5 protein-coding genes are annotated in these 6,078 nt (G+C 34.2%); 4 read left to right on the forward strand and 1 reads right to left on the reverse strand.

Annotated features, from left to right (window positions below; all coding sequences use genetic code 11):
- Nucleotides 1-9 precede the first annotated feature (9 nt).
- From gldF to EA412_13130, 3 genes are all read left to right on the forward strand, one after another.
- Entirely contained in the window at nucleotides 10-741 is a 732-nt protein-coding gene (gene gldF, locus EA412_13120; protein TVR76780.1) for a gliding motility-associated ABC transporter permease subunit GldF, read from the forward strand.
- Nucleotides 735-2,450, forward strand: a complete 1,716-nt coding sequence (gldG, locus tag EA412_13125; GenBank protein ID TVR76781.1) for a gliding motility-associated ABC transporter substrate-binding protein GldG — start codon at nucleotides 735-737, stop codon at nucleotides 2,448-2,450. The genes gldF and gldG overlap by 7 nt, the downstream gene beginning before the upstream one ends.
- Before the next feature lie 127 nt (nucleotides 2,451-2,577).
- Nucleotides 2,578-3,591 carry a hypothetical protein gene (locus EA412_13130; protein TVR76782.1) on the forward strand — a complete coding sequence of 338 codons (1,014 nt, stop codon included), beginning with the start codon at nucleotides 2,578-2,580 and terminating at the stop codon, nucleotides 3,589-3,591.
- Here EA412_13130 and EA412_13135 read toward each other — a convergent pair.
- Nucleotides 3,575-4,552, reverse strand: a complete 978-nt coding sequence (locus EA412_13135; GenBank protein ID TVR76783.1) for a GSCFA domain-containing protein — start codon at nucleotides 4,550-4,552, stop codon at nucleotides 3,575-3,577. The genes EA412_13130 and EA412_13135 overlap by 17 nt on opposite strands.
- 31 nt (nucleotides 4,553-4,583) lie before the next feature.
- Here EA412_13135 and EA412_13140 point away from each other — a divergent pair, with 31 nt between their 5' ends.
- Nucleotides 4,584-5,993 (forward strand): hypothetical protein, encoded by a 1,410-nt coding sequence (locus tag EA412_13140; protein ID TVR76784.1) that lies wholly within the window; start codon nucleotides 4,584-4,586, stop codon nucleotides 5,991-5,993.
- Nucleotides 5,994-6,078: the final 85 nt, after the last annotated feature.

Here is a 6,078-nt window from a genome sequence, read left to right on the forward strand (position 1 = left end):
AAAATAAGCATGACCAGTATTTTTTTCAAGGAATTAAATCATTTTTTCAGTTCATTGGTTGGATATATAGCTATTACTGTATTTTTGGTAGCAACCGGTTTGTTTATATGGATTTTTCCTGACACAAATTTGCTTGATTATGGTTATGCCACACTGGAGGGGCTATTCATAACTGCTCCATATATTTTCCTGTTTTTAGTTCCGGCAATTACTATGCGAACTTTTGCAGAAGAAAAAAGCTCCGGCACAATCGAAATGCTTGTTACAAAACCAATCAACGATGTTTCAATTATTTTAGGAAAGTATTTAGCTACTTTGGTTTTGATTGCCTTTGCTATTTTTCCTACACTCTTGTATTATCTGACCATATACCTTTTGGGCGCACCTGTCGGAAATATTGACACCGGAGCTGTACATGGTTCATATATAGGTTTGTTTCTGTTAGCTGCTTCTTTTGCAGCTATAGGAGTATTTGCTTCTTCAATCACTTCAAATCAAATTGTCGCATTCGTATTGGCACTATTTTTATGCTTCTTTTTCTTTTTAGCTTTTGAATTTTTAAGCAGACTTCCAATTTTATTTGCCGGTTTTGACTATTTGGTTGAGCAGCTGGGAATTAATGCCCACTATCGTTCGATAAGCAGAGGTGTAATAGATACCAGAGATATAGTTTATTTTTTGTCGCTGATTGTATTTTTTTTATCGTGCACCAAAATTTCCCTGGAGAGTAGAAAATGGTAAAGTATTTAAAAAATAAAAAATTATCAGCGCTGCTACAGTTACTTTTACTGTTGCTTAGTCTCTTTTTAATAAATTATTTAGCTTCAAATTTTTATAGCCGAATTGATTTAACCAAAGAGAAGCGATTTACTTTATCAAGCGCTACCATTGATTTAATTAATAACTTAGATGACAGAGTATATATAGAAGTTTATTTGGAAGGTTCCTTTCCGTCAGGATTCAGACGATTGAGAAATGCAACTGAAGACATGTTGGCTGAATTTCGGTCAAGATCGGGAAACAGAATTGATTACAGCTTCATGGACATATCTTCAATTGAAGATAGAGAAGAAAGAAGAGCATTTCAAGATCAGTTACACGAAAAAGGAATTTTACCTACAACATTATCTGTTCAGGATGGAGACGGTTTTAGTCAAAAAGTTATTTTCCCGGGAGCAATGGTTTTCTTTAAAGGAAGAGAACTTAGTGTAAATCTTTTAGAAAGTGGTATTGGTTCAGGAACATTTCAGGCGCTGAACCAATCTGAAGAATTATTGGAATATAAATTTGCATCTGCAATAAATCAACTTGACAGAGATGTCAAACCAAGAGTTGTTTTTTTGGAAGGGCATGGTGAGTTATTACCGGAAAAAGTTTTGGATATTTCACGGGAACTTCAAAGAAAGCAATATGAAGTTTTTAGAATGAATATTCATGAGCAGGTTACAATTGGTCTTCATAATGATGTACTGATTATTGCAAAACCCAGAGAGCGTTTTAGCGAACAGAATAAGTTTAAAATTGACCAATTTGTGATGGGTGGCGGTAGTGTTATTTGGCTTATCGACCAAATGGATGCCGAAATGGACAGTCTGAGAGGGCAAACCATGTTTTTCTCAAACATGATGGACTTAAATCTTGACGATATGTTGTTTAAATATGGAGTCAGGATAAATCCGGATTTAGTCCAGGATTTGCAATGTAATCCCATACCTTTGGTAATAGGAAGTATGGGAGGTCAGCCGCAAACAGAGTTATTCCCCTGGTATTACTATCCGGTGGCTATTTCACCAAGTGATCACCCGATTAACAGAAATATTGACCCGGTTTCTTTTAAGTTTGCTTCAACCATAGATACTATCAGAACCATAAATCAGGATATTGATAAAACAATATTACTTACATCTTCTCAATATAGCAGGGCACTTATGGCACCGGTTAGGCTTCATTTCAGTATGTTGCAGGAAGACCCGAATCCGGAACATTTTCGACAACCCCAAAGAAAGTTGGCCGTATTGCTGGAAGGAACTTTTGAATCAGTTTTTAAAAACAGATTGGCTCCGGAAACCATTAGCATGATAGATAGTATACCGGAAGTTATTTATCGGGAAGAAAGTCTGCCGACAAAAATGCTGGTGATTTCTGATGGTGATTTTATAAGAAATGAAACAACATCCCGGGGAGAAATTTATCCTTTAGGATTCTACAGGTATACAGAGCAGACTTTTGCAAATCGTGATTTCTTGTTAAATGCCATTGATTATATGATAGATGACAGTGGGTTAATAGAAACCAGAAACAGAGAAATTCGACTGAGACTTTTAGACAGAACTAAGGTTAACGAAGAGAAATTTAAATGGAGGGTAATCAATATGACAGTACCTCTTATCTTTGTTTTGATATTTGGTATTATATACAATTTTATCAGGAGAAAACGGTTTACATCTTGATGCCCAATATATTTCTAGGGTATTAAAGGTAGTTTTTTTGAATTTTTAGTAAGTATATTTATTTAGTAGAATCTACCTAAGTGTTATAAACAAAGACAAAATGAAACGTAATAATTTAATTTTATTAATGGGTGTAATAGTAATTTCTATTGTCACCTATGCTGTAGTTTTTCTGTTGGATACAGGTAAAAGTTATGATCCGGAAGCCGAAAAAATATTTCATGTAGATGATGTTGACCAAATCCAAAAGATATTTATTGCCGGCAGACATCATGATCCGGTAACTTTAGAAAGGAAAGATGATCATTGGTTAGTTAATGGAAAATATGAGGCATTAGATTATAAAATAGATTTATTATTATCAACGATCAGACGGGTTAGAATGAAATATCCGGTGCCTGAAAGGCAGTTAAACAGAGCTTTGAATGATTTAAGAGCCTCCGGTATTAAAGTAGAACTTTATAATGATAACATGGACAAACCATTTCATGTTTACTATGTGGGTATGCATACATCAGATTATTTGGGAACTTACATGATTCGTGAATTTGACGGTGAGGTTGCAGAGTGGCCATATGTAACTCATATTCCCGGATTTCATGGGTTTTTAACGCCCAGATATGTTACTCAATCTGAAGATTGGAGAGATTTAACTGTTTTTGATTACCCACTTGATGAGATTGCAAGCGTTAAGGTAGAATACCCTTCTAACCCCTCAGCTTCTTTTGAAATTATATCAAAAGGGAATGATAATTTTAAAGTATTAAATCACAACAGGCCTGAAGAAACTGAACGACCGGTTTACAAAACTGCCGTATTAGAATATTTAAATAATTTTAATGGCGTGAATGCTGAGGCTTTTGAGAACAGATTGCCTTCAAAGGACTCTATAATGATGACTACACCGGCAGCAAAAATTGCAGTAGAAACTGCATCCGGAAAGAAAAACGCTATTCGTATCTTTTACATGCCTGTTTCTCAAAGAACTAAAATGCCCTATGTGAATGGAGTTTTAAGAGATTATGACCCCGATCGCTATTTTGCAGCTATAAATGAGGAGCAGGATTTGGTAATTATTCAGGATTTTATCTTTGGAAAGTTCTTCAGAAGTTATGATGAGTTTTTTATGAGTCCGATGTAGTTATTTCAGTAGAAATTTTTGCACTTAAGTGAGGGAGGATTTTTTTTAATTCAGTGAGCTCTTCATTGGTCTTTTTTACTAACAGTTTATGTGCTTCGCTATTTGGGAAAAGAGCTCTGTGACCTAAGTTTTTTCTCAATTTATCAACTCTTTGAATGATAGCTTTGTCTTCCTGCCGGGTGACTGCCTCTGAAAACTTTTGCCAGATGTAGTCTATTGCCTGATCATTTGGATGAAGCATGTCTTCATTATAAAAACGATAGTCTCTTAAATCATCCATCATCAGTTCATAAGACGGAAAGTAAAATAAATGTTCTTTATACTTTTCTTTTAACAGGTCTTTTAGGTAAAAAAGTCTGGCTTTGCTGCTTTGATTTTCAGGAAATCCGTCTCTGATATATCTTACAGGGCTGATTGTTAAAATTATTTTAGTTTCGGAGCTGAGCTTAGGCAACACACTTTCAAAAGCCTTTAGCATTTTTTCAGGAGTGGACATTTCTCTGGTAAATTTATCAGCGGGATGTTTATGACAATTATTTACAATTTTGTTTTCATTTTTTAAATAAAAGGTAAAAGAACTCCCCAAAGTGATTATCAGCCAATCAGCATTTTTCAATTGAGTACTTGCTTTTTTTGATGCCTCATTCATGTTTTCTAATGCTGAGTCTATATCTTTACTTGAAAACCTACTATGATGGTCCCAACTGTGCCAAATTTCGTTATGTTTATGTAAATCCTTTTCTGTAAATGATTTATTATTGACTAAATGATTGAGGGAATTACAAACAGAAAGAGGATTATAGATTATACCAAAGGGATTATTTATAACGTTGTATCCGAAATATTCTAATTTTTTACTTATATTTTCAGCAAAACATGATCCAATAGATATAATTTTGTCATTTAATGATATTTTTTTTTCTGACTGAGGTATTTCAAAGGTGGTACGAAACTTCACGATTAATTTTTAATTTTTTAAACTTATAGACTTAATGGAAAGTAACCAACGTCTCTTTAAAAATAAGCATTTACTTTTATTTTTTTCAGTTTTTATTTTGTTATTCAGCCAATACGGATGCAATAAAGACGATATTTTAGACAGATCGGATGCTGAATTAATTTTTTCTACTGATACACTTACTTTTGATACTGTTTTTACAACTTTAGGATCAACTACCCGCTCTTTTAAGATTTACAATCAATATAATCAAACAGCCCGGATTAAAGAGATTCGTCTTTCCGGTGGTGAAAATAGTCAATTTAGAATTAATGTTGATGGAATAAGCGGTACAGAATTTAAAGACTATGAGATATTGCCGGGAGATAGTATGTATGTATTTGTCGAAGTTACCGTCGATCCTTCAGATGCTTCACTCCCATTTGTGATGACTGATTCTATCAGCTTTTTATTAGGCAATAACCCTCAAAAAGTGACACTTGCAGCCTGGGGACAAAATGCAAATTTTTATTATGGTCAAACTATCTGTGATGAAATTTGGGATGATGATAAACCTTATGTAATTGTAAATTCCCTTTTAGTCGATTCTGCTTGTTTTTTACGTATAGAAGAAGGCGTTCAGGTACATCTCAGTAATAATTCACGTCTTTTTGTAAATGGCACTTTAGAGCTAAACGGGCAGATAGATAATCCGGTAATATTGCAGCAACTGAGATTGGAGCAGTTTTACAGAGAGTTACCCGGGCAGTGGGAAGGTATTCATATTTTAAGACCTTCTGTAAATAATGTATTTTCAAATGCTCTTATTAAAAATGCAGTAGTAGGGGTAAGGGTAGATTCTTTACCAGAGAATAATAACCCTAAAGTTTCCTTTTTTAATACAGAAATCAGAAATACGCTGAGTAGTGGCATTTTGGGAATTACAACCGTTTTGTATGGGGAAAATATACTCATTTATAATTGCGGAGAGCATAATATTCAAATGGAATATGGAGGAATTTATGACTTCAGGCATGCTACATTGGCAAACTACAGTTCAAGCTTTATAAATCACAATAAACCGATAATCAGGGCTAGTAATTTTCTGGCCACACCGGATGCACTTTCTCTGGCACCAATTTATGCAACCTTTACAAATAGTATAATATATGGTTCTTTAGATGAAGAGATTTTTATTGAAGAGGCTGAGCCGGGAGTAGTAGATGTAGAAATTTTGTTTAATCATGCTTTGGTAAAAACCGAAATGCCTGAAGACACAGTTTTCTTTAATAATGTACTAAGAAATATGGATCCGCAGTTTACGGATAGGTTTGAAAAGGATTATACTTTACTGAATGGCTCCCCTGCTATAGATGCGGGCACACAGGATGCAGGTGTACAGAACGATTTCAAGGGAAACATGAGGTCCGGGCAACCTGATTTGGGTGCATTTGAATTCCAATAAATAAATATAGAAAAAAAACAATTTTAAGGATTTTATTTTCAAATTTAATTCTGCGTTTAGCGTTGTAGAGTATTAAGATTATTTA

This window comes from Chitinophagaceae bacterium, from assembly GCA_007695095.1.
Classification (GTDB): domain Bacteria; phylum Bacteroidota; class Bacteroidia; order Chitinophagales; family REEL01; genus REEL01.

What these genes read in the sequence shown, in the direction of transcription:
- gldF (TVR76780.1), top strand. Translation starts at nt 10, where the DNA reads ATGACCAGTATTTTTTTCAAGGAATTAAATCATTTTTTCAGTTCATTG.
- gldG (TVR76781.1), top strand. Translation starts at nt 735, where the DNA reads ATGGTAAAGTATTTAAAAAATAAAAAATTATCAGCGCTGCTACAGTTA.
- EA412_13130 (TVR76782.1), top strand. Translation starts at nt 2,578, where the DNA reads ATGGGTGTAATAGTAATTTCTATTGTCACCTATGCTGTAGTTTTTCTG.
- EA412_13140 (TVR76784.1), top strand. Translation starts at nt 4,584, where the DNA reads ATGGAAAGTAACCAACGTCTCTTTAAAAATAAGCATTTACTTTTATTT.